Source organism: Allobosea sp. P1_A7, from assembly GCF_056406775.1.
Genome location: NZ_JBFTZN010000155.1, coordinates 15472 through 16705 on the forward strand (window position 1 = coordinate 15472; position 1234 = coordinate 16705).

Genomic DNA, 1234 nt, shown 5'->3' on the forward strand with positions numbered 1-1234 from the left:
GGCGCGATTCGCGACGGAGATTTCCTTCTCGATGCGCTCGACGAAATCGCGCAGGCCCTTCGCCTGCGCCGCAAGCTCTCCGCTCATCCCGCGCTGCGCCTCGATATCCTTGGCGGCGCTGGCCTCGCGCTCGCGCCTGGCGTCGATCAGCGAAGCAAGGCGCTGGCGCTCGCCCGCGAGCGTTTCCAGCTCACCGGTCATCGCCTTGCGCTCTTCCGCGATCCCGCCGCGCAACCGCACCAGCTCGCCGAGATCTGTGCTGAGGATCTCGATCTCCTGGCGCAGATCGGGCACCACGGCGCCCAGCAGCATCGAGGCGCGCACCGCCTCCAGGATATCCTCCGGCCGCACCAAAACGGCCGGCGGCGGCCGGCGGCCGATCCGCTGGAGCGCGGCCAGGACTTCGCCGATCAAGCCGCGGCGGCCTTCGAGGGAACGCCGGATCGCGGTTTCGCTGGTCTGCAGAAGCGCCAGCCGCTCCTCGATCGCGCCAATACGACGTTCGACCCCCTGGGTACGGGTCGTCGTCTCGAGCAGCGCCTTGTTGAGACCGGCCCGATCGGCCCGGATCGTGGCGATCTCAGCCTCCAGCTTGGTTCGCGCCTCGGCATTGCCGGCCAGCCGTTCCTCGATCGCCTTCAACTCGGCTTCGCGGGCCTGTTTCTCCGCCTGTTTCTGCGCGATTTCGGGCGCCACGCGATCCGGATCGGGCGCCGGCTCCTGAGCATTGACCGGCAGATGACCGAGACCGAGCGCGAGCCATAGCAAAGCGACGCTGCCGAGGCGGCGCGAACTGGCTCGAATCACTGATGCGACGGACGTCATGCGCGATGATAGGGATGTCCGGCGATAATCGTCATGGCCCTGTAGAGCTGCTCCAACGCAAGCACGCGCACGAGCTGATGCGGCAATGTCAGGGCCCCGAAGGCCAGCGTCAGATCAGCACGATCCCGAATGGTCTCATCCAGCCCGTCCGCACCACCGATCACGAGGCTCGCGGTACCCGTACCGGCGTCTCGCGCGGCGGCGATCCTGCCGGCGAAGGCATCGCTTGTCAGGCTCCTGCCACGCTCGTCGAGGGCGATCAGCAGCCCCGGCGAGAGCTTTGAGAGGATCGCGGCAGCCTCATCGCGCTTGCGCTCTTCAGACCGCCGCGCCCGGCTTTCAGGCAGCTCCGTGACATCGGGCCCAGTCAGGCCAAGACTGCGCCCGAGACCATGGCTACGTTCGCGGT

At 67.9% G+C, this 1234-nt stretch carries 2 protein-coding genes; both read right to left on the reverse strand.

The window, feature by feature from the left end:
- The coding region (locus tag AC1D34_RS23795) for a murein hydrolase activator EnvC family protein (protein WP_476825505.1) at positions 1–825 on the reverse strand (825 nt) is incomplete at its 3' end.
- A partial coding sequence (rlmH, locus tag AC1D34_RS23800) for a 23S rRNA (pseudouridine(1915)-N(3))-methyltransferase RlmH (RefSeq protein WP_476825506.1) occupies positions 822–1234 on the reverse strand: 413 nt, incomplete at its 5' end. The genes rlmH and AC1D34_RS23795, both read right to left, overlap by 4 nt.